This window comes from Stenotrophomonas sp. YJH_SMC_81, assembly GCF_059370875.1.
The window spans coordinates 338,653-360,142 of record NZ_JCAFUB010000003.1; the positions used below are offsets into that span (position 1 = coordinate 338,653).

General features: G+C 67.7%; 23 protein-coding genes. All 23 read right to left on the bottom strand.

Going from position 1 to position 21,490, the window contains the following annotated elements; genetic code table 11:
* Nucleotide 1: 1 nt before the first annotated feature.
* The 23 genes from fliO to AC5P8U_RS08105 all read right to left on the bottom strand — a co-directional run bounded on the left by fliO (nt 2) and on the right by AC5P8U_RS08105 (nt 21,459).
* Entirely contained in the window at nt 2–400 is a 399-nt protein-coding gene (gene fliO, locus AC5P8U_RS07995) for a flagellar biosynthetic protein FliO (RefSeq protein WP_171956126.1), read from the bottom strand.
* 17 nt (nt 401–417) lie between these two features.
* Entirely contained in the window at nt 418–753 is a 336-nt protein-coding gene (gene fliN / locus AC5P8U_RS08000) for a flagellar motor switch protein FliN (RefSeq protein ID WP_005409543.1), read from the bottom strand.
* A complete protein-coding gene (fliM, locus tag AC5P8U_RS08005; RefSeq protein ID WP_005416434.1) occupies nt 750–1,754 on the bottom strand; it encodes a flagellar motor switch protein FliM in 1,005 nt (334 codons plus the stop codon). Before fliM ends, fliN begins: the two co-directional genes overlap by 4 nt.
* A gap of 10 nt (nt 1,755–1,764) precedes the next feature.
* Nucleotides 1,765–2,280 carry a flagellar basal body-associated FliL family protein gene (locus tag AC5P8U_RS08010; RefSeq protein WP_151355146.1) on the bottom strand — a complete coding sequence of 172 codons (516 nt, stop codon included), beginning with the start codon at nt 2,278–2,280 and terminating at the stop codon, nt 1,765–1,767.
* Between the two features lie 127 nt (nt 2,281–2,407).
* Nucleotides 2,408–3,577: a flagellar hook-length control protein FliK gene (locus tag AC5P8U_RS08015; RefSeq protein ID WP_445391107.1), complete on the bottom strand. Its 1,170-nt coding sequence runs from the start codon at nt 3,575–3,577 to the stop codon at nt 2,408–2,410.
* Nucleotides 3,577–4,044, bottom strand: coding sequence for a flagellar export protein FliJ (gene fliJ / locus AC5P8U_RS08020; protein ID WP_005416437.1), 468 nt, complete (start codon nt 4,042–4,044; stop codon nt 3,577–3,579). Before fliJ ends, AC5P8U_RS08015 begins: the two co-directional genes overlap by 1 nt.
* 3 nt (nt 4,045–4,047) lie before the next feature.
* On the bottom strand, nt 4,048–5,433 hold the full coding sequence (locus AC5P8U_RS08025) for a FliI/YscN family ATPase (RefSeq protein ID WP_065178546.1): 1,386 nt from the start codon (nt 5,431–5,433) through the stop codon (nt 4,048–4,050).
* The gene (locus AC5P8U_RS08030; protein WP_447897391.1) at nt 5,430–6,071 is read right to left on the bottom strand and encodes a FliH/SctL family protein; all 642 of its coding nucleotides are present in this window, start codon (nt 6,069–6,071) and stop codon (nt 5,430–5,432) included. Before AC5P8U_RS08030 ends, AC5P8U_RS08025 begins: the two co-directional genes overlap by 4 nt.
* Entirely contained in the window at nt 6,068–7,054 is a 987-nt protein-coding gene (gene fliG / locus AC5P8U_RS08035; protein ID WP_024958226.1) for a flagellar motor switch protein FliG, read from the bottom strand. The genes AC5P8U_RS08030 and fliG overlap by 4 nt, the downstream gene beginning before the upstream one ends.
* 7 nt (nt 7,055–7,061) lie before the next feature.
* The gene (gene fliF / locus AC5P8U_RS08040; protein ID WP_227838170.1) at nt 7,062–8,708 is read right to left on the bottom strand and encodes a flagellar basal-body MS-ring/collar protein FliF; all 1,647 of its coding nucleotides are present in this window, start codon (nt 8,706–8,708) and stop codon (nt 7,062–7,064) included.
* Nucleotides 8,709–8,721: 13 nt separating this feature from the next.
* Nucleotides 8,722–9,087: a flagellar hook-basal body complex protein FliE gene (gene fliE / locus AC5P8U_RS08045; RefSeq protein ID WP_061478712.1), complete on the bottom strand. Its 366-nt coding sequence runs from the start codon at nt 9,085–9,087 to the stop codon at nt 8,722–8,724.
* Nucleotides 9,088–9,534: 447 nt separating this feature from the next.
* The gene (locus tag AC5P8U_RS08050) at nt 9,535–9,951 is read right to left on the bottom strand and encodes a hypothetical protein (protein ID WP_227838308.1); all 417 of its coding nucleotides are present in this window, start codon (nt 9,949–9,951) and stop codon (nt 9,535–9,537) included.
* Nucleotides 9,952–10,136: 185 nt separating this feature from the next.
* Nucleotides 10,137–11,639, bottom strand: a complete 1,503-nt coding sequence (locus AC5P8U_RS08055) for a sigma-54 dependent transcriptional regulator (protein WP_072166963.1) — start codon at nt 11,637–11,639, stop codon at nt 10,137–10,139.
* Nucleotides 11,636–12,013, bottom strand: a complete 378-nt coding sequence (locus tag AC5P8U_RS08060) for a response regulator (RefSeq protein ID WP_005409556.1) — start codon at nt 12,011–12,013, stop codon at nt 11,636–11,638. The genes AC5P8U_RS08055 and AC5P8U_RS08060 overlap by 4 nt, the downstream gene beginning before the upstream one ends.
* A 14-nt stretch (nt 12,014–12,027) precedes the next feature.
* Nucleotides 12,028–13,437, bottom strand: coding sequence for an RNA polymerase factor sigma-54 (rpoN, locus tag AC5P8U_RS08065; RefSeq protein ID WP_072166964.1), 1,410 nt, complete (start codon nt 13,435–13,437; stop codon nt 12,028–12,030).
* Nucleotides 13,438–13,721: 284 nt separating this feature from the next.
* Nucleotides 13,722–14,354, bottom strand: coding sequence for a response regulator (locus tag AC5P8U_RS08070; RefSeq protein ID WP_005413261.1), 633 nt, complete (start codon nt 14,352–14,354; stop codon nt 13,722–13,724).
* A 92-nt stretch (nt 14,355–14,446) separates the two neighbouring features.
* The gene (locus AC5P8U_RS08075) at nt 14,447–15,025 is read right to left on the bottom strand and encodes a PilZ domain-containing protein (protein WP_061478708.1); all 579 of its coding nucleotides are present in this window, start codon (nt 15,023–15,025) and stop codon (nt 14,447–14,449) included.
* Nucleotides 15,022–15,315, bottom strand: a complete 294-nt coding sequence (locus tag AC5P8U_RS08080) for a hypothetical protein (RefSeq protein WP_139727060.1) — start codon at nt 15,313–15,315, stop codon at nt 15,022–15,024. The genes AC5P8U_RS08075 and AC5P8U_RS08080 overlap by 4 nt, the downstream gene beginning before the upstream one ends.
* Nucleotides 15,312–15,728: a flagellar export chaperone FliS gene (gene fliS, locus AC5P8U_RS08085; protein WP_005416447.1), complete on the bottom strand. Its 417-nt coding sequence runs from the start codon at nt 15,726–15,728 to the stop codon at nt 15,312–15,314. Before fliS ends, AC5P8U_RS08080 begins: the two co-directional genes overlap by 4 nt.
* A gap of 128 nt (nt 15,729–15,856) precedes the next feature.
* A complete protein-coding gene (fliD, locus tag AC5P8U_RS08090; RefSeq protein ID WP_061478707.1) occupies nt 15,857–17,272 on the bottom strand; it encodes a flagellar filament capping protein FliD in 1,416 nt (471 codons plus the stop codon).
* 441 nt (nt 17,273–17,713) lie between these two features.
* Nucleotides 17,714–18,892 carry a flagellin gene (locus AC5P8U_RS08095; RefSeq protein ID WP_353080014.1) on the bottom strand — a complete coding sequence of 393 codons (1,179 nt, stop codon included), beginning with the start codon at nt 18,890–18,892 and terminating at the stop codon, nt 17,714–17,716.
* 86 nt (nt 18,893–18,978) lie between these two features.
* Entirely contained in the window at nt 18,979–20,169 is a 1,191-nt protein-coding gene (locus AC5P8U_RS08100) for a flagellin (protein WP_095377991.1), read from the bottom strand.
* 72 nt (nt 20,170–20,241) lie between these two features.
* Nucleotides 20,242–21,459, bottom strand: a complete 1,218-nt coding sequence (locus AC5P8U_RS08105; RefSeq protein WP_005416451.1) for a flagellin — start codon at nt 21,457–21,459, stop codon at nt 20,242–20,244.
* Nucleotides 21,460–21,490: the final 31 nt, after the last annotated feature.

Consider the following 21,490-nt stretch of genomic DNA (forward strand, 5'->3'; position numbering starts at 1 on the left):
GTCAGGGGTCCTTGCGCAGCCGCTGCTGCAGCAGCTGGGCGAAATTCGGCAGGTTCTTGAAGTCCGGCACGCGCACCGGTGCCGGCGGCGGCAGCGGTTCGGGCAGGGTATGCAGGGTGTTGATGCCGCCGGCGGTGACGCCCAGCAGCAGTTGCTGGCCATTGACCTCGACCACCACCACGCGTTCCTTGGCGCCGACACTGAGGCTGGCCACCAGCTTCATGCCTTCGGCCGGGCGGAAGCCGCTGCCGGGCATGCGCTTGAGCAGCCAGCCCAGGCCGATCACCAGTGCCAGCACCGCCAGCAGCGCCAGCACCGCACCGAACAGGCTGGGTGCGGCGGCCGCATGCTGGCCGACCTGCGGGCCGATCGGCGCGGCGGCCTTGCCGACCGCCAGCAGGGTGGAGGCCAGCAGGCTCAACGCAGTCTCCGGATACGCTCGCTGGGGCTGACCACGTCGGTCAGGCGCACGCCGAAGCGGTCATTGATCACTACTACTTCGCCGTGGGCGATCAGGGTGCCGTTGACGAACACGTCCAGCGACTCGCCAGCACCGCGCTCCAGTTCCACCACCGACCCCTGGTTGAGCTGCAGCAGGTTGCGGATCGGCAGGCGGGCACGACCGACTTCCAGCGACAGGGTCACCGGCACATCGAGGATCACGTCCAGGTTCAGGTCCGGACCATTCGCCTCATCGGCCTGCAGGCTGCTGAACTGGGCCGGGGTCGGTTCGAGGGCGTCGATATCGTTCATTGCGGGTCTTCCTGGATGACGGGTACGCGCGGGCGGGTGCCCGGCGGATGGGTAGCGGTGATCTTCACGGCGTTCATGCCGTTGGCGATGCCGAACTCGCCGGTGAACACGGGGATGTTCTCCACGCACAGCGGCACCTGCGGGCTCAGCTCGATCGGCAGGATGTCGCCGACCTTCAACTGGGTCAGGTCGCGCAGGGTCATGCGCTTGCTGGCCAGTACGCTGGACAGGGTGACTTCGGCGACGTTGAGCTGCTCACGCAGGGTCTTGCCCCAGCTCTCGTCGCGGTCGTTGCGGTCGCTCTGGATGCCGGCGTCGAGCAGTTCGCGGATCGGTTCCAGCATCGAGTAGGGCAGGGTGACGTGGATGTCGCCGCCGCCACCGTCGAGCTCGACGTGCAGGCGGCACACCACCACGTACTCGCGCGGGGTCACGATGTTGGCGAAATGCGGGTTGATCTCCGAGTTGATGTACTCGAAGTCGACATCCATCACCGGTGCCCACGCTTCGCGCAGATCGGCGAAGGTCTGCTTCAGCAGCAGGTGGATCACCCGCATTTCCGTAGCTGTGAACTCGCGGCCCTCGATGCGGGTGGGGTAGCGCCCGTCGCCACCGAAGAAATTGTCGACGATGGCGAACACCAGGGTCGGCTCGAACACGATCAGGCCGGTGCCGCGCAGCGGCTTGAAGCGGATCAGGTTCAGGTTGGTCGGTACATACAGCGAGTGCATGTAGTCGTTGAACTTGATCAGCTCGATGCCGCGCACCGACAGTTCGGCCGAGCGGCGGATCAGGTTGAACAGGCCGATCCGCCACAGGCGCGCGAAGCGCTCATGGACCATTTCCAGGGTCGGCATGCGACCACGGATGATGCGGTCCTGGCTGGCGAAGTCGTACGAGCGCGCTTCGCCTGACGGGGGTTCCGCATCGGTCTCGACCGCGCCACTGTCCACGCCGTGGAGCAGGGCATCGATCTCGTCCTGGGACAGCAGATCATTCATCGGTGGGCCCTTACTGGGTCACGAAGCTGGTGAACAGCAGATCGTCGGCGCCGTTGCTGCCGGTCTCGGCCTTGAGCACCTTCTGCACCTCGGCCAATGAGGCGGCCTGCAGCTTCTGCTTGCCGGCGACATCGGCGATCTGGTCCGGGCTGACCTGCGAGAACAGCATCAGCAGGCGCGCACGGATGGCCGGGGCGTGGGTCTTGATCGCTTCCAGCGCGGCCGGGTCGCGGGTCATCAGCTGGACCTCCAGCTGCAGGTAACGTGGGCCGTCGACCGGGCCATTGAGGTTGACCACGAAGGCCGGCTCCAGTGCGAAGTACTGGGCCGGGGCTGGAGTCGCGCTCTTCTTCGGCGCCTGTGCGGTCTTCTCTTCGTGCTTGGACTGGGTGAAGAACCACACGCCGCCACCGGCAGCAGCGGCGGCCAATACGGCTACCAGCGCGGTGATCAGGATCGGACTACGCGGCTTGGCGGCCTTGTCCTTCTCGGCGGTCTTCTTGGTTTTGTCAGCGGCTGCGGCCACGGGGTGAAGCTCCTGAGGGTTGCTTCACCGGGATATGCAAGGGGTGTGCCGAAGGCCGGGCAGCGGGTGCGACGGAATTCCGTCGGAAACCTGTGCCGGTAGGTGCCAACCTTGGTCGGCACGCCTGTCAGGCGTAAGCGTCCAGCAGTCCGCGCTGGCGGATCAACTGCGCCGACGACACGCTGGCGTCGCCCGGCGTCGGTTCTCCGTCGCCGATGATGCCGCTGCCACCGGGCTGGCCCGGCGCATTGCCGCCACCGCCCGGTGCCTGGTGGCTGACATCGGCGTGGGCCAGCTGGAAGCCCTGTTCGCCCAGCAGCTCGCGCAGGCGCGGCAGGCTGCTTTCCAGCGCTTGCCGAACGTCCACGTGCGGGCTGCTGAAGCTGGCATGCACCTTGTCGCCGTTCAACTGCAGGCGCACGTCGACCGGGCCCAGGTCGTCCGGGCTCAGGCGGATGTGGGCGTGACCGATCTTCTGGTCGGCCAGCCAGCCCAGCCGTGCGCCGATGGCCTGGTCGAAGCCATCGTCACCCAGCACGGGCTTCGGCGTCGGTTCGCCATTGAAGATCGCGTTGCCGGTGGCGAGCGCCGCCTTGAGGTCCTGTACGGCGGCCGCTGGCGGTGAGTGCAGCAGGGGTACGCTGGTGCGGTCGCCAAGTGCAGCCACGTCGCTGCCTTCGCCACGCTCGGCGCGCTTGCCGGGCAGGATCATCTCCGGCAGTGGCAGCGCGGTGGCATCCTCCGGGCTGGTCGCCGCCGGTTTGCCGTCGGCCGCCACTGGGGCTGCGGTTGCCGCTGCCGGCGCGGCTGCAGGCAGTGTCGCGTTCGTGGCGGGGGCAGCAGCAGGCAGCGCGCTACCGTCGCTGGCCACCGCCGGTGCAGCGGTGGTTGGCAGAGCAGCGGCCGGATCGGCAGGCATCGGCATCGCCAGCACCAGGCCGGCCAGGCCGGGCGGTGGCCACGGGGCGTCCTCGGTCGCGGCGGGCTTGTCCTTTTCGGTGCCGGGTCCAGCCGGGGTCACGGCAACCGGCGGCAGCGACGGCGTTTCAGCAGTTGCCGCTTCGGCGTCCGCGGTGCGTTCACCCGGTGCCTGGCCATTGCTGTCGGCGGTCGATGGCGGGCTCGGCGTGGATGACATCGGTGTCGTGGCGCTGCCGGCTGGCGTGGGTGCAGACGGTGCGCCGCCCTGCAGCAGCTGGCTGAAGTCCTTTCCGCCTTCGCTGCGCGAGGCGCGTGCGGCACTGTTGCTGGTGGCGGGCGTGGCCGTGTTGGCGCTGCTGGCGAGCGGGGCGGGCATCACGAGCGGCCTCCCTGCTCGGCGCCGTCCTGGTCTTCGGCCTGCACCAGGCGTGCACGCCGTGCGCCAATGTCGTCCATCTCGCGCTGGTCGCGGCGGTCGGTCACCACCTTTTCCTGCGCCCGGTAGCTGGCGGCCAGCTGCTCCAGCACCGCCTTGTCACGGCTGGCGAGGATCAGGCGTGCGCGCTCGGCCTCCACTTTTTCGCGGTTGCCATTGACCGTGGCCTGCTGCTGCTCGACCGCGCTGTCCAGTCGATCGAGGAAGGCGCGGCGGTTGAGCAACTGTGCCGGGCTGGTCGCCGCCATCTGTGCGTTGGCGTACTCCTCGGCATAGCGGCGCAGTTCGTCCAGTCGCGAGAGATGGGTGTCGAGCACGCGCTGGCGTTCGGCCAGGTCGCGGGCGACCGCGTCCTCATGTTCCTGGGCCCGCTTGAGCAGGGGATCGATGCGCTTGGACTGGTTCATGGCTTAACTCTCTTGTTCCACCAGGCGCTGCAGCGCCGCCTGGCTGTGCGGGAGATCTGCGGCCTTGGCAACGTCCTGGCCGAGGAACTCCATGATTTCCGGCCAGCGTTCCAGGGCTTCGTCGGTGGCCGCGTCGTTGCCGCGCTGGTAGGCACCGATCGCGATCAGGTCCCGGTTGGCCGAGTAGGCCGAGACCAGTCGCTTCAACTTGCGGATGCGCAGGCGCCACGGTTCGTCGGCGATTTCCGTGACCACGCGGCTGACTGACGATTCGACGTCGATGGCCGGGTACAGCCCGCTGTCGGCCACGCGGCGCGAGAGCAGGATGTGGCCATCGAGGATCGCGCGCGCGGCATCGGCGATCGGATCCTGCGGATCATCGCCTTCGGTCAGCACCGTGTAGAACGCGGTGATCGAGCCACGGCCCTTGGCGCCATTGCCGGCGCGTTCGACCAGTGCCGGCAGCTTGGCAAACACCGACGGCGGATAGCCGCGGGTGGTCGGCGGTTCGCCGACCGACAGCCCGATCTCGCGCTGCGCCTGGGCGAAGCGGGTCAGCGAGTCCATCAGCAACAGCACGTTCAGGCCCTGGTCGCGGAACCACTCGGCAATGGCGGTGGCGCGGTAGGCACCATGCAGTCGCGCCAGCGGCGGCCGGTCGGCGGGGCTGGCGACCACCACGGCGCGGCGCAGGCCTTCCTCGCCCAGCGTCGTCTCGACGAAATCGCGCACTTCGCGGCCACGTTCACCGATCAGGCCGACCACGATCACGTCGGCGGCGGTGTAGCGGGTCATCATGCCCAGCAGCGTCGACTTGCCGACGCCGGAGCCGGCGAACAGGCCGACGCGCTGGCCGCGGCCGATCGGCAGCAGCGCGTTGATCGCGCGCACGCCCACGTCCAGCGGCTGGGTGATCGGTTCACGCGCCAGCGGATTGATCGACACGCCGGCCATGCCAACATGGCCTTCGGCGCGGATCGGGCCCTTGCCATCCAGCGGCACGCCGTCGCTGTCGATGACGCGGCCGAGCAGGCCTTCGCCCACTTCCACGCCGCCCCGGCGCGCCGATGGCACCACCCGGGCGTTGGGCAGCAGGCCATGCAGTTCGGCGCTGGGCATCAGGTAGGTGCGTTCGCCGGCGAAGCCGACCACTTCGGCGTCGACCCAGCCACCGTCGACCACTTCCACCTTGCAGCTGGCGCCCAGCGGCGCTTCGCAGCCGACCGCTTCCAGGGTCAGCCCGACCGCACGGCGCAACACGCCCTCGCGGATCAGGCCACGACCATGCGCGGTGTCCACGCGCAGGCCATCCAGGCGCCGGGCCAGGCGCAGGTTGCGGGCCACGGCCCAGTCGGCCGGCGGCGGAGTGGTTTGTGGTCCGGCACTCATGCCGTGGCTCCGGTCTGGCGGATCACCGCATCCAGCGCACCGCGCAGGCGGGCTTCCAGGGTGCCGTCGATGCGCACGGCTTCGGCGTGCACGCGCAGGTCGCCACGGCTGAGGCTGGTATCCGGTACGAGGCGCTGCGCCGGTGAAAGGTTCAGCAGCGGGGCGAGCGCAGCGATGTCATCCGGGTGCAGCCGCACTTCCACCTCGCGGGTGCTGCCCCCCACGGCGTCGATCGCTTCGCCGACCAGCTGCGCCAGCAGTGCCGGCTCGGCTTCGTAGGCGCGGCCGACCAGTGCGCCGGCGATGCGCACCGCCAGTTCGCCGAGGGCGCCGACCACTTCGTTCTCCAGCCGCACCAGCGGCCGGCTGAAGTTGTCCAGGATCCCTTCGATCTGTGCGGCGAGGCGACGTACTTCGGCCTGGCCCTGGCCGTAGCCGTCGGCATGGCCCTGTTCGAACCCTTCCTTCTCGGCGCTGTCCTGGATTGCCTGGATCTCTTCAAGGGTCGGCAGCTGCAGCGGCGGCTCCGGATCGTGTTCCGGAGCCGGCTCGGTGAGTTCGAACGCACCCTCCTGCTCCAGCACCGGTTCGGGCTGGGCCAGCAGGTCCGGGGCAAGCCAGCGCACGACGTTGCTCACAGCATGGCCTCCGCGCTGCCACCGATGGTGACGGTGCCTTCATCGGCCATGCGCTTGACGATGGCCAGGATCTCGCGCTGCGCGCCTTCCACGTCGGACAGGCGCACCGGACCGCGGGCCTCCATGTCTTCGAGCAGGATTTCGGCCGCGCGCTGCGACATGTTGCGGGTGATCTTGTCGCGCACCTTGATGTCGGCACCGCGCAGGGCCAGGCCCAGGCGCTCGCCGCTCACCTCGCGCAGCACCAGCTGCATCTCGCGGTCGTCCAGGTCGACCAGGTCGTCGAACACGAACATCAGGTCCTGGATGCGGTTGCTCAACGGCGCATCGATGCGCGCGATTTCGCCCAGGATCGCCTGGTCCTGGCCACTGTCCATGAAGTTCAGGATGTTGGCTGCGCACTGCACGCCGCCGATGTTGGACGACTTCAGGTTCTGGTTGCCGGCGAACTGGCGCTCCATGATCTCGTTGAGTTCATTGAGCGCGTTCGGCGGAATACCGTCGAGGGTGGCGATGCGCAGCAGCACATCCACGCGGGTACGGTCCGGCAGCAGCTTCAGCGCGTCGGCAGCCTGGTCGGTTTCCAGGTGCGCCATCACGATGGCGATGATCTGCGGGTGCTCGTTGCGCACCAGGTCGGCCACCGCACGCGGGTCCATCCACTTCAGCGCGTCCAGGCCGGTGGTGTTGCGGCCGAGCAGGATGCGGTCGATCAGGTTGCCGGCCTTCTCGCTGCCCAGCGCCTGCACCAGCATGTTGCGGATGTAGTCATCCGAGCCCACGCCCAGCGAGGTCTTCGAGCCCAGTTCCTGGCCGAACTGGTCCATCACTCGCTCCACCTGCTCGCGGGTGATGTCGGTCATGGTGGCCATGGCGATGCCGATCTTCTGCACCTCCTTGGGTTCCATGTGGCGCAGCACTTCGGCCGCATCCAGCTCACCCAGCGAAAGCAGCAGCACGGCCGCGCGCTGTACACCGGTCAGTTGTGCCTCAGTCATTGGCCACCCAGCCCTTGACCACCTGGGCCACGCGCTTGGAGTCGGTCTTCACGGCTTCACGCGCCATCCGCAGTCGTTCCTCATATGAATCCACCGGCAGTGCGAGCGCATCCGGTCCGCCCAGGCTTGCCCGGTCGGTGCCCAGCGCCGGCAGCGGCAAGCCATCGTCATCCACCAGCTGCACGTCCGCGGTGTGCGGCTCCAGTGCCTGCGGGTCGTCCTTCCTGTTCTGGCCGGTGATCGCGCGCAGCGCCGGGCGCAGTACGCCGAACAACAACGCCAGCACCACCACCGCGCCGAGGAGCATGCGGCCGGCATCGTGCACCCATGGCAGTTCCCACCAGGCCGGGCCTTCGACCGGCGTGGTGTCACGCACGAACGGGGCGTTCATCACCGACACGGTGTCGCCACGCTCGGCGTTGAAGCCGACGGCCTGCTTCACCAGCGCCTCGACGCGGGTCAGTTCCGCGGCCGACAGCGGCTGCGGGCTGACCTTGCCGTTGGCGCCGGCGCGCGGCACGTTGTCCACCAGCACCGCCACCGACACGCGCTTGATGCGGCCGGCCGGCTGGCGGGTGTGCTGCAGGGTGCGGTCCAGCTCGTAGTTGCGGGTGGCGTTCTTGCTGCTTTCGGTCGGGGCCTGCGCGGCGGCCGGCGCGGCCTGCTGGCCCGGCGGGCTGTTGCTGGTGGCACCCGGCACGCCCTGCGGACCCGGCGTGCTGGTGGTGTTCTCGCTCATCTGCTCGCTGCGCAGCTTCTGCGGTTCACCGTTGTAGAGCTCACGGGCTTCCTCGGTCACCGAGAAGTCCATGTCCACGCTCACTTCCGGATTGACCCGGCCGGGGCCGGTCATCGGCTCCAGCAGCTCGCGGATGCGCTGGTTGAACGAGGTTTCCTGGCGGCGCACCTGCTCAAACTGCGCGGCGTTGACCGCCGCCTCGCTGTTCGGGTCGGTGATGCTGAGCATGCGCCCGCTCTGGTCGACCACGGTCACCCGTTCCGGCGCCAGGTCCGGAATGCTGGCCGCGACCATGTGCACGATGGCATCCACCTGGCTGCGTTCCAGCTGCTGGCCGCCACGCAGTTCCAGGGTGACCGAGGCGCTGGCCACGTCACGCTGGCGGGTGAAGGCGCTGGGCTTGGGAATGGCCAGATGCACGCGTGAATCACGTACCGGGCGCAGCGTGTTGATGGTGCGCGACAGCTCTGTTTCCAACGCGTGCTGGTAGCGCGCGCTTTCCACGAACTGGCTGACGCCGAAGCCCGGATCGCGTTCCATCAGCTCGAAGCCGAGCTTGCCGCTGTCGGTCAGGCCGGAGCCGGCCAGTTTCAGGCGGGCGTCGTGCAGGTTCTTTTCCGGCACGGTGATGCCACCGGTGGCCGGATCGAGCGCGAACGGAATCTGTGCCGCGCGCAGCAGGTCGGTCGCTTCAGCGGTCGCCTTCTGGTCCAGGCCGGTGTACAGCGGGACCATGCCCGGCTTCTGTGACCAGAAGAACACGGACAGGCCTGCCGCCACCGCCACCGCGATCATCGCCATCAGGCCCAGCCGACGGGTGATCTGCAGACTCTGCAGGCGGTCGAACCATTGCCCGGCCTTCTCGGCGTTCAGGCTGTCCTTGGAGAGCGTCAGTGCCATGCGTCAATGTTCCTTACAGCGGCATGTTCATCACGTCCTGGTAGGCCTGGACGAGACGGTTGCGGACTTCCACGGTGGCGCGGAAGGCGATCTGGGACTGCTGCGAGGCGACCATCACCTTGGCCAGGTCGGCGCTGGGGTCGCCCATTTCGAAGGCCTTGGCGAGGGCGCCGGACTTCTGCTGCGCATCGTTGACGCCGGCAATCGCACCACGCAGGGTTTCGGTGAAGCTGGCCGGCTGGGCCTGCGGCGCGTCCAGCACCGTGCCCGGCAGGGCGTTGCTGCGCGGCGCTTCGCCCAGCGGGTTGAGCGCCGGCTGTCCCATCTGGGTCTGATAGGAGCGGATCTGCGAAAGGATCGAAGTGACGGAGTGGGACATCTGCAACGGTTCCAGAAACAGGGATGGGGTTGTCTGCTGGAACCAGTGCAAGTGCCGTGCCGAAACCGGTTTTCGATTCAGTGACGTGAGGGTGTGGGTGTTTGGTGGCAGGGCTGCGCCCTGCACCCGCCGACGCGACGTCAACATCAACGTCAAAATCGGGCTATCCGTGGGGTGGCGGGGTGGGTCCGGTTGCGGGGGACGCCGTGAATACGTCCCTGTAGGCTCGGTCGCGCCATCCATGGCGCTCACGCCCCCGCAACCGGACCCACCCCGCCTTCGACAGTTGGCCGCGATCTGTTGGAACCTGCTGCCTATGGTGCTTCTGATGGTGCTTCTGATGGTGGTGGGTGCCGACCGTTGGTCGGCACGGGGTCGGATCCCGTTGCAACGCAACCGGCTCTGACCCCGGTCGTGGCGCCATTTATCCGGCGTCGGTTTTCTGGCCTAGGGCTGCAGGGTCCAGCGGCCGGAATTCTGGCGCCGGCGCGGGGCGATGGGGCCGTCGTGCTGGGTGTAGATGAAGCGGCCCTGGCGGTCGCTCTGGCAGGTCAGCAGCAGGGTGTAGTGGGCGGGACCGGCCGGGTGGGCCTCGGTCATCTGGATTTCCGCGATATGCGGGGCCAGGCGCTGGTAGCGGTAGCTGCCGCCGATGCGCAAGTCAGTGCCGAGGATGTCCAGCACGTACTGGCTGCCGGCAAAGCTGAGCTGCACCATGCGTCCGGCGTTGGGGTTGTCCGGGGCGTACAGCGGGTCGCTGAGGTTGGTGAAGTGGCGCTGGTCCAGCGTGACAGGCAGCGTGCAGTTGGCCGCGGTGGCCAGGGCCGGGCAGAGCAGGGTGGCGAGCAGGGCAAGGCGATGCATGGTGGAACCTCCTTGGGATGTCCTTGCCATACTCCGCACTGCGGCCGTGTTGTCTCTAGGAAAACATGCAAAAGCAATGGGCTCAGATCGCGTTCCGCAGCAAAGGGATGTGAGCCCAGGCGCCAGAAACACCAACGCCCGGGCAAGCCCAGGCGTTCGTGCCCCCTTCATGCTGGCGATGCGTTTCAGCCGGCCAGTTCGGCCTGCTCGCGCTCGATGCCGTACTTGCGCAGCTTTTCCACCAGGGTGGTGCGGCGCAGGCCGAGCAGCTGGGCGGCGTGGGCGACCACGCCCTGGGTGCGTTCCAGTGCTTCGTTGATCAGGCCCAGTTCGATGTTGGCCATGTGGTTGCGCAGGTCCATGCCTTCGTCAGGCAGCGCCGCCGGCGCCGCCGGGCGATTGACGGCGATGCCGTGCTCCAGCGCCGGCTGGTTGCCGCTGCCCGGGGTGTGGAACGAGAAGCTGCGCAGGTCCAGGCGTTCTTCGCTGGCGGCCGGCTGTGCCGGTGCCGGCGTGGCGGCGGCCAGTGCCGCATCGCCACGGTAACGGGCCGGCAGGTCCTGCACGCGCACCGAACCACCCGGATGCAGCACCGCCAGGCGCTCGACCAGGTTGGTCAGCTCGCGCACGTTGCCCGGCCATTCGTAGCCGGCCAGGGCCTGCAGCGCTTCCGGGGTGAAGCGCACTTCGCCACGGCCGGTGCGGGCCAGCTGCGCGGCGATGGTTTCCACCAGCGCTGGCAGGTCTTCGCGACGCTCGCGCAGCGCGGGCACTTCGATCGGGAACACGTTGAGGCGGTAGAACAGATCCTCGCGGAACTTGCCCTCGGCGATGCGGGTCTCCAGGTCGCGGTGGGTCGCGGCCACCACGCGCACGTTGCAGCGGATGGTCTGGTTGCCACCGACGCGCTCGAAGCTGCGTTCCTGCAGCACGCGCAGCAGCTTCACCTGCATCGGCAGGCTCATGTCGCCGATTTCGTCGAGCAGCAGGGTGCCGCCCTCGGCCATTTCGAAACGGCCCTTGCGCGCGGTCAGCGCGCCGGTGAAGGCGCCCTTCTCATGGCCGAACAGTTCGCTTTCCAGCAGGTCGGCCGGAATGGCGCCGCAGTTGATCGCCACGAACGGGCCGTCACGGCGCGGCGAGCGCTGGTGGATGGCGCGCGACACCACTTCCTTGCCGGTACCGGATTCGCCCAGCACGAGCACGGTGGTATCGAATGCGGCGACCTGCTCGATCATGGTGCGCAGGGCGGTCACTGCCGGGCCGTTGCCGGTGGGGCCCTGGTCCTGGGCGGCGCCTGCCTGATGCTCGGCATCCAGGCGCTTGAGGCTGGCGCGGCGCAGCAGGGCTTCCATCTGTGCGTGGCGCAGCGGCGTTTCCAGCGGCCAGATGTTCGCTTCATGCAGCCCGTGCTGCCGGGCAAACACTGCAGCATCACCATCGGCCAGCAGCACCGGAGGCGGCAGGCTGCTGCCGCCCAGCCAGTTGTACAGCGCGGTGCTGGCGGGGCTGTCGTCCAGGCTGCCGACGATCACCGCCATCCAGTCGTTCTGGCGCTGCCGGCCCAGGTCGAAGTCGGCCGCGTCGGATACCCAGCGCGGGTTGAAGTCCATGAATTCCAGCAGGGCAACGGTGCGCTCTGCGCGCACGGCGTCGTTGTCCAGCACCAGGATGCGCGATTCACTCACGACTGTTCCTCCCTGAGGCCTTCCAGGATCGGCATCACTTCCTGGATGTAGGACAGCTTGCTGACAAAGTTGTCGGCACCGGCACGCAGCGCGTGTTCGCGGTGCTCGGCGTCATCGAAGTGGCTGGCGATCACGATGTACGGTGCATCGTCCTGCGACTTGATCAGGCGGGTGGCCTGCAGGCCACCCATCTCCGGCATGGCCAGGTCCATCAACACCACCTGCGGGCGCAGCGTTTCCGAGCGCTCGATCGCTTCCAGGCCGTTGCCGGCACTGCCGACGATCTGCAGCCAGTCGATCTTGCGGAAATGGCGCATCGCCGCGTTGATGAAGCCCTCGTGGTCATCGACCAGCAGGACCGTGAGCTTGTTCATGTCCAACATCCTTTTCAGCCCACCCGGGCCAGCTGCGGTTGCCTGGCGCTGAGCCGGCGCCGTTCGCGGGCCGGGGCGATATCCAGTTGTTCTCGGTATTTTGCGACGGTTCGGCGGGCAATGTTCACCCCCTGGCGTGACAGCAGGCCGGCAATGGCCTCGTCGGCCAGCGGACGGCCGGCGGGTTCGGCGTCGATCAGGCGGCGGACCATGGCTTTCACCGCCTGGCCGGAGACGCTGGCGCCTTCCAGGCGCACCGCGAAGAAGTGCTTCAGTTCGAAGGTGCCGCGCGGTGTCTGCAGGAACTTGCCGGTGGTGATGCGTGAGACGGTGGACTCGTGCATGCCGATTTCCTCGGCCACTTCCTTCAGGGTCAGCGGGGCCATGGCCTCTTCGCCACGGACCAGGAAGGCGGCCTGGCGCTCGACGATCACCCGCGCGGTGCGCAGCAGGGTGTCGTAGCGCATCGACAGGCCGCGGCTGAACCAGCGTGCCTCCTGCAGCATCTCGCGCAGTGCCGGCGCGGCTTCGCTGGTTTCGGCCAGCGCCTGTTCGTACTGGCTGTTGATCGAGACGCGGCGGCTGGTGGCCGGGTTCAGTGCCACCTTCCATTGCCCATCGGCGTGCCAGGCGACGACGTCCGGCACTACCACAGCGTTGCGTTCGGGCAGCAGGCTGTCGCCGGGGCGCGGCTGCAGCGAGAGGATCAGGCGCACCGCCTCGCGCACGTCGTCGATCTCGGCGTCGTGCTGGCGGGCGAGGGCGGGGTAGTCGTGCGCAGCCAGCGCATCGAGCGCGCCATCGAGGATGCGGGCGGCCAGGTGGCGAGCAGGGACCACGCCGTGCAGGCTGCGCAGCTGTGCCTGCAGGCCTTCGCGCAGGTCCTGCGCAGCCATGCCAGCGGGTTCACCGTGCAGCAGCTGCTGGCGGATGGCCTCGACGCCTTCGGCGGCGATGTCGAACTGGGCGCTGGCCAGCAGCTGCAGCTGCGCCAGCGGCGCCTGCAGGTAGCCGGCCTCATCGCAGTGGTCGAGCCAGAACGCGGCCACCGCCAGTTCGCGGTCGTCCATGTCCAGCGCCAGGCGCTGCAGCACGCGCAGCTGCGGGTCGGTCGACTCACCGGCGGCAATGCGCGCCATGCGATCGTCGTCGCCGTCCTGCCAGCTGGCGCCGGCCACGTCCCACATCGAAGACTCCGGCAACTCGTCGAACGCAGCGGTTTCCAGCGTGGTGGCGGCGGCCTCGGTGGCGTCAGCGGCAGGCGCTTCGGCCTCTTCGATCTCCAGCAGCGGGTTGGAGTCCAGCAGGCGCTGGATTTCCTGTTCCAGGTGCAGGCCATCGAGCTGCAGCAGCCGGATCGACTGCAGCAGCTGAGGGGTGAGGTGAAGTTGTTGGCCCAGCTGGGTCGAGAGTGCAGCCTTCATCGTGGTTCCCCGGCGCCGCTCCCCGGCGCCTTGTGGAACGCATCTTGCTTTTGATCCGGCGTGGGCGGAATCGGGGGGTTCCTGAGGGGGGTCGTGGTTGTCCCGACAGGATGTAGGGGTTATCCCTACATTGGCTCGGGATATTGACGAAGCGGGCCGCCAAGTCATTGATTCGTCGTGCCGAAGCGGCGGGGTTCGCGGCGGCCGGTGTACGGATTCCTGTCAGGGAATGTCGGGGTGACGGGAATTCGTCGTCAGTGCAGGGCCTTGCCCGCTACTGGCGCTTACTCCAGCTCGTGCTGGTGGCGCGCGGCCAGCAGCAAAAGGTCATTGGCGCGGCGGCAGCCCAATGACTCCATCATGCGTGCGCGGTGGGTTTCCACCGTCTTCACGCTGATGCCGAGGTCGGCGGCGATTTCCTTGTTGCTTTCGCCCTTGCCGATGCGGCGCAGGATCTCGCGCTGGCGCGGCGACAGCGCGGCAATGCCGGTAGGCTTCTCGCGGCCCAGCATGGGGGCCAGCATCTTGGCCGAGATCTGGGGACTCAGGAACACCTGGCCGGCATGCGCGGCGCGCAGCGCCAGTTCCAGCTCCTGCGGTGCAGCATCCTTCACCACGAACCCGACCGCGCCACGATCCAGGGCATCGCGCACATGCGCGGCATCGTCGTGCATGGTCATCATCACCACCCGGGTGCCGGGGGCGCGCAGGCGGATGTCGCTGAGCGCTTCCAGGCCGGTGCGGCCCGGCAACGAGAGATCCATCAGCACCACATCCGGCGCGTGCTGCAGGGCCAGCTGCAATGCCTGTTCGGCGTTGCTGGCCTCGGCGACGAGCTGCACGTCGGCAAACCCCTGCAGCAGCCGCGCCAGGCCGGCGCGGACGAGGGTGTGATCGTCGACGATGAGAACTCGCACAGGCACGCAACAGATCCGTGTAGGGGAGTCCACCTTAACTTAGCTGAACGGGCGCGCCAAGGCTTGCCCGCCAAGCGTGATGGTGGCAGCTTTCAGCGCGCCCGGCGTGCCTCGGCCACCTGGCGGCGGTGCAGTCGGAACAGGTGCCGCTCCATGGCCATTTCCAGGCCGTCGCCCAGGCGCTGGAAGCGCAGCCATAGGAAGTGGCCGCCGCCGCCGTCGGCTGCCTCGGCGATCACTTCCACCGGCAGGTCGATGTGGTCGGGCAGCCAGTCGCTGGGCTGCAGGCGCACCACGCCGGCCTGGCCGGGGCTGGCACCGCTGCGCGGGCCCAGCTGCAGGCGGATGCCACGGCGCGACCAGCGCACCGGGCGCAGGGGCAGTTCCAGGCCCTGCTGGCGCACCAAGCGGCCGAGCAGCACCATCGCCAGGTCCAGCTTGGCTTCAAGGCGTTGCAGCTGCAGGGTGGCCTCGTTGCGTTCGTCGTGCTCGTCAACACGGCTGTCTTCGACCAGTGCCAGGCTGCGCAGCAGGCCTTCGGCACCGCTGGTGCGTCCGGCCGCGCTGCCCGCCTGGAACTCGGCCGGCAGGGCCAGCTCGCAGCTGAGCGTTTCGTCGAACAGCTCGCTTTCGGCAGGATGGTGCAGCGACGTGGTCGGCAGCTGGGTCATGCCAGCGATCCTGCCTGCAGGTAGGCATGGGCGGCGCGAAGCGAGCGCTGGCCGTCATTCATCAGTGCGGCCGCTGCATCGCGGCGCTGGCGCAGCAGGCCCAGAAGGCTCTGCTGGCGCTCGAACAGGGCGCTCAGCGGCGCGTGGTCCGCAGCGGTCAGCGGCTGGCTGAGCAGGGCATGCAGGGTGCTGTCATGCCCGTCGAGCAGGCTGTCGGCCTGGTCCAGGGCATCATCGCCCAGTGCTTTCTCGAAGGCATCCAGCTGCGCGTGCAGCTCGGGCAGGCTCATGGCGCCACCGCGGCCGGGCGGCGCTGTTCGTGCGGGATCGCGTTCCAGGCGCTGTCGATCTCGCCCAGCAGCTGCAGCGATTCATCCAGCGCGGCGCGGTCGTTGTGCAGGTTGGCTTCGGTGAGGCGCTGCAGCACGTAATCGTACAGGGCCGACAGGTTGCCGGCGATCTCGCCGCCGGCCTCATGGTCCAGCGAGCCGTTGAGGTGGCCGACGATCGCGCAGACTTCGCCGATCGCCTTGCCCTTGCCGGCCTGGTCGCCCCGCTCGAGGCTGGCCAGGGCGCGACGCACGCGCTCCAGCGCGCCGGCCAGCAGCATCGCCACCAGCTTGTGCGGATCGGCATCGGCGACCGCACTGGTCACTCCCACCTGGCGGTACTGCTCGGCATATTGACGGCTGGAACCGTACATTCGTGATTCTCCTTGCGCGGGGTGCCGTCGGGTGATCGTGGGGATCGGTGCCGGCGGCGCGGCGATGATTGCTGTTGCGTCCGTTATCGGTGCATTGCGCGGCAAACTTGAGTGCCACGCACGCATCGTCAGCGGTTCAACTGTGCCAGCTGCTGCTGCAGCGCCGTGTTGCTCTGCTGCAACTTGCCCATCAGGCTGTCCAGCGCGATGAACTGCTTCTTGTAGCGCTCTTCCACGCTCTTCATCCGCGTGTCGAGGTCCTTGCGGCGCTTGTCGATGTTGTCCAGCGTGGTGTTCAGGCCCTTGGTGCGCGCGACGAACGCGCCTTCCTTGCCGACCGTGGTGCTGACATAGCCGTCGACCAGCGTGTACAGCTTGCCGGCACCGCCGGAATCACCGGTGATCGCCTGGCGCATCTTCTCCGGCTGGCTGGCCAGTGCGGCGGCGAACTTGGTGGTGTCCAGGATCAGCGTGCCGTCGGCATTGGGGTAGCCGCGGGTATCCAGACCGATCGCCTTGGCATCGAGCTTGTCACCGGCCAGGTCCTTGAGCACGCTCGACATCACCGAGCGCAGCTGGCTGGTGGCGCCGCGCATCTGCGCATCGCCGGTCAGCGTGGAGGCTTCCTTGGTCTTGGCGTCGTACTTGGTTTCGGTGTTGATCGCCGCCAGTGCGGCGTTGTAGGCCGTTACGAACTCCTGCATCACCTTGGTGGCCGCCGCAGTGTCGGTGCTGATGGTCACCGTGCTGGTGCCCGGCATCTTCAGGTTCAGGGTCAGGCCCGGAACCGCATCGGCCACGGTGTTGCTGGCGCTGACGACCTTCACGCCATCGATGGTCAGCTCGGCGTCGGCGGCGGCGGTGTTCTGCTTCAGGCTGTTGACCAGCCCCCCCAGCTTGGCGTCGCTGCCTGCGTACTCGAGCTTGATCGCGTTGGCGGCACCGGTCTTCTCCTGTGCGATCGACAGGTACTGGTTGTCGCCGGAGCTGATCAGGGTGGCCTGCACGCCTTCCTTGCGGCCGGCCGCATCGATCTTGTTGCGGATGGTGGTCAGCGTGTCGCCGTCCTCCACCTCCACGTTCATGGTCTTGGCCTTGTCGCCCACGCCAACGGTCAGCGTCAAGGTTCCGGCAGCAAACGTGTCGGTCTTGGGTACCGAAGTATCGGCGATCAGTTTGTGCGCGGTGGCCAGCGAGGTGACATTGACCACGTGCGTGCCGTTGGAGGCCGCGGCTTTGGTGGTGCCAACGTCATACAGCGCGACCGACGCCGTCAGGATCTCGTCGGTGCCCTTGTCGCCGCCTTTGCTGGCGGTCACCGTGCGCGTGTCGAACGCGGTGGTGGCCTTCAGTGCGGTCAGCGCCGTCTTCAGCTTGTCGAAGGCCGAGGTGATGGTGCCGATCGACGACAATTGCATCTTGGCCTTGGACTGCTGCAGGTTCAGCGCATTGTCGGCGGGCTTGCGGTCAGCTGCGACCAGCTGGTTGACGATGCTGGAAATATCCAGTCCCGAGCCAATGCCACCGTATCCAAAGTCTGCCACGTCGTTTCTCCTGGTATCCGGGCCCGGCCGTCGTGCGCTGGCCCGTCGTCAACGAAAATAGCGGCCTGCGCCGCTGGGTCTTGAGGGCTTCGTTGATGCACGTGCCGTGCCAATCGCCTGGCGCAGGTTCTGGCACGCGGGTTGCAGGAGGGCTGGGGCAGGGTGCGGGTGGGTTCACCGCGGGCTGCCGGGAGTCTGCAAAAAGCCCTCCCCCAATGCAGGGGAGGGATCAGGCTACTGACAATCGGGGGGAGACGAAGCCGCCCGGTACGTACAGTCAAAGGTACAGCGCTGAAAGAGAGGTCCGCAGGAGCGGGCGATGCCAAGCCGGTTCGGGACTGATCCCGGGCCGGGCATGGCCCGCGCCTTCGTGCATCGTGGCTTCCCGGTTGCCGCTACCGTCGGTTCGACCCGACGGTAGCGGCGCCTTATTGCCGTGGATCAGCGCAGCAGGCTGAGCACGCCCTGCGGCACCTGGTTGGCCTGGGCCAGCATGGCCGTACCGGCCTGCTGCAGGATCTGGGTGCGGGTCAGCTCTGCGGTTTCCTTGGCGAAGTCGGTGTCCTTGATGCGGCTGCGCGATGCCGACAGGTTTTCCGACGAGGTCTGCAGGTTGGCCACCACCGAGGTGAAGCGGTTCTGGATCGCACCGAGGTCGGCGCGGGTGCTGTTGATCGCACCCAGGGCCTTGTCGACCACTTCCAGGGCCTGCTGGGCACCGAGTACGCTGCTCACGTCCAGCTTCTGCACGTTGGCCGAGGTGTCGGTGCCAGCAGTGTAGGCGCCGGCAGCCGCTGCGGTGCCCCAGGTCTTGGCGGTGGCGTCGTAGTCGCTGCGCATCAGGGCGATATCGGCAGCGGCAACGGCCTTGCCTTCCTTCACCGAGCTCAGCTTCAGGGAGCCGTCGGCATTGGCTTCGGCGTAGATGCCGGCCTCGCCGATCTTGGCGTTGATGGCGGTGGCGACGGCCTTGGAGGCATCCGCCGTGGTGGCGCCGGCCTTGACTTCAACCGTGCCGATGTCCACGCCCATCACGGTGCCGGAGAAGCGTGCGCCGTCGGTGCTGGCGGCCAGGGCGGCGGTCGCGCCGGTGGCGAAGGTCGAGGTGCCCAGCGAGCCGGCCTTGGCATCGATGGTCTTGTCGATGGCGATGGCCTGGCCGGCATTGGCGCCGACCTGGAACAGCTGGCTGGAGAAGGTGCCGTCCAGCAGCTTGGTGCCGTTGAAGTCCGACTGCTTGGCGACGCGGTCGATTTCCGAGACCAACTGGGTCACTTCGGCCTGCAGCGCCTTGCGGTCGCTGGCCGAGTTGGTGGCGTTGGAGGCCTGCACCGACAGCTCGCGGACGCGCTGCAGATTGTTGCCGATTTCGGTCAGCGAACCTTCGGCGACCTGGGCCAGCGAAATACCGTCGTTGGCGTTGCGGATGGCGACGTCGGTACCGCGGATCTGCGTGCCGAAGCGCTCGGAGATCGCCAGGCCGGCGGCGTCGTCCTTGGCGCTGTTGATGCGCGAACCGGAGGACAGGCGCTGGATGGTGGTGGCCAGCGAGCTGCCGCTGGTGCTCAGGTTGCGCTGAGCATTCAGGGACATGGTGTTGGTGTTGATGACTTGTGCCATGGTGCATTTCCTTTGGCGAAGGTGGAACGTGTTTCAGGATCCGGGCGCGGCGTCATGCAGCGCCCGGAGGTCGATCAGTAAGCGGATCAGCGCAGCAGGCTGAGCACGCCCTGCGGCACCTGGTTGGCCTGGGCCAGCATGGCCGTACCGGCCTGCTGCAGGATCTGGGTGCGGGTCAGTTCTGCGGTTTCCTTGGCGAAGTCGGTGTCCTTGATGCGGCTACGCGAAGCCGACAGGTTCTCCGACGAGGTCTGCAGGTTGGCCACCACCGAGGTGAAGCGGTTCTGCACGGCGCCCAGGTCGGCACGAGTGCTGTTGATCGCACCCAGGGCCTTGTCGACGATTTCCATCGCCTGCTGGGCGCCCTTCACGGTGCTGACGTCCAGGTTGCTGGCGTACTTCGCGGCCGGCGCTGCAGCAGCAGTGGTAGCGGTGAAGGTCGGGGCGGTGGCGCCGGTCCAGGTGCCCACCGAAGCGGTGATGGCCTTGAACGAGCCATCGGCGTTGACGCTGTCCTTGACTGAGGTCAGGGTGACGCCAGCGGTGCCGTTCACTTCGGCGTAGACACCGGTCTCACCGATCTTGGCGTTGATGGCAGTCACCAGCGCCTCGCGGGAGGCCTTGCCGGTAGCAGCGGCGTCGGCACCCTGCTTGACATCGACGTCGGCGATGGTGACGCCATTGATCTGCAGGCCAGTGACCTTGAAGTCGGCGTTGGTGCCCGGGTCGGCCAGGGCCAGCGAGTTGGTGTCGAACTTGGCGCCGCCCAGGGCGTTGGCCTTGGCATCGATGGTCTTGTCGATGGCGATGGCCTGGCCGGCGTTGGCACCGACCTGGAACAGCTGGCTGGAGAACGAACCGTCCAGCAGCTTGGTGCCGTTGAAGTCCGACTGCTTGGCGACGCGGTCGATTTCCGAGACCAGCTGGGTCACTTCGGCCTGCAGGGCCTTGCGGTCGCTGGCCGAGTTGGTGGCGTTGGCGGCCTGCACCGACAGCTCGCGGACGCGCTGCAGGTTGTTGCCGATTTCGGTCAGCGAACCTTCGGCGACCTGGGCCAGCGAGATGCCGTCGTTGGCGTTGCGGATGGCGACGTCGGTACCGCGGATCTGCGTGCCGAAGCGCTCGGAGATCGCCAGGCCGGCGGCGTCGTCCTTGGCGCTGTTGATGCGCGAACCGGAGGACAGGCGCTGGATGGTGGTAGCCAGCGAGCTGCCGCTGGTGCTCAGGTTACGCTGAGCATTCAACGACATCGTATTGGTGTTGATGACTTGTGCCATGAGGAGAGGTCCTTGAGCGGTTGCACGTGAGTTGGGTCAGACGCCCCCGACGTGCCCCGGGGGCGGCTCATGTCAGCGCTGCAACAGGCTGAGCACGTTCTGCGGTACCTGGTTGGCCTGGGCCAGCATGGCCGTACCGGCCTGCTGCAGGATCTGGGTGCGGGTCAGTTCGGCGGTTTCCTTGGCGAAGTCGGTATCGCGGATGCGGCTGCGCGATGCGGACAGGTTCTCCGAGGAGGTCTGCAGGTTGGCGACCACCGAGGTGAAGCGGTTCTGGATCGCGCCGAGGTCGGCGCGGACGCTGTTGACCGATTCCAGGGCCTTGTCGACGATCGACATCGCCTTCTGTGCGCCTTCGGCGGTGGTGACGTTCAGGTCCTTGACGAAGCTGGCCGCTGCACCGGTCAGGGTGCCGCCGTTGGTGCTGGTCTCGGTCAGGCCCAGGCCGGCGATGGTCGCCGCGGTGACGCCGGCCGGCGGGGTTGCTGCGCTGACGCCCAGGGCGAAGGTCTGGCCATCCTTGACCGAAGCCAGGCTGATGACGCCGGCATTGACCGAGGCCACCACGCCGGTTTCACCCAGCTTGTTGTTGATCGCCGCAGCGGTGGCCGAGGTGATCGACTCGCCGGCCTTCACGGTGAAGTCGCTGATGGTGACCGTGGTGGCGGTGCCGCCCGGCGGGGTGACCGAGACCTGCAGGCCGGAGTAGGTGGTGTCGGCCGTGGCCTTGTCCACCGCCAGCGCAGTGCCGGTGTAGCCGTTGGCGAAGGTGGCAGCCCCCAGCGAATCGGCCTTGGCGTTGACCACGCTGTTGATGGCGATGGCCTGGCCGGCGTTGGCGCCCACCTGGAACAGCTGGCTGGTGAAGCTGCCGTCCAGCAGCTTGGTGCCGTTGAAGTCGGCCTGCTTGGCCACACGATCGATTTCCGAAACCAGCTGGGTCACTTCAGCCTGCAGGGCCTTGCGGTCGCTGGCCGAGTTGGTGGCGTTGGAGGCCTGCACGCCCAGTTCACGGATGCGCTGCAGGTTGTTGCCGACTTCGTTCAGCGAACCCTCGGCGACCTGGGCCAGCGAGATACCGTCGTTGGCGTTGCGGATGGCCACGTCCAGGCCACGGATCTGGGTGGTGAAGCGCTCGCTGATGGCCAGGCCGGCCGCGTCGTCCTTCGCGCTGTTGATGCGCAGGCCGGACGAGAGGCGCTGGATGGTGGTGGCGAGCGAGCTGCCGCTGGTGCTCAGGTTGCGCTGAGCGTTGAGCGACATCGTATTGGTGTTGATTACCTGTGCCATGGGGTCGTCTCCTCTTATATGGAACCCGTTG